This window comes from Mesorhizobium sp. M8A.F.Ca.ET.208.01.1.1, assembly GCF_004791315.1.
In the GTDB taxonomy this organism is placed as follows: Bacteria; Pseudomonadota; Alphaproteobacteria; order Rhizobiales; family Rhizobiaceae; genus Mesorhizobium.
On record NZ_SRUT01000325.1, the window covers coordinates 1 to 297 of the forward strand.

The 297-nt window shown below is 65.7% G+C and carries 1 protein-coding gene; it reads left to right on the plus strand.

Annotated elements, in window-relative coordinates; all coding sequences use genetic code 11:
* Positions 1-297: adenylate/guanylate cyclase domain-containing protein (locus EN851_RS35495; protein ID WP_135931125.1), on the plus strand; the 297-nt coding region annotated here is incomplete at both ends.

Genomic DNA, 297 nt, shown 5'->3' on the forward strand with positions numbered 1-297 from the left:
CTGAAATTCATCGGTGACGGGGTGCTGGCGATCTTTCCTGTCGGCGAGCGCTCGGCTTCAGAGGCTTGCGAGGCAGCGTTGCGCGCGATCGGAGCGGCGCGGGCGGGAATGGCGCAACTCAATCAGGTCCGCACCAGACAGGGCATGCCCGAACTGCAGTTCGGCATGGCGCTGCATCTGGGCGACATGGTGTGGGGCAACGTCGGCACGGCCGACCGGCTGGATTTCACCGCGATCGGCCCAGCCGTGAATCTAGTCAGCAGGCTCGAAGGACTGTGCCGGCCGCTTGGACGGAGT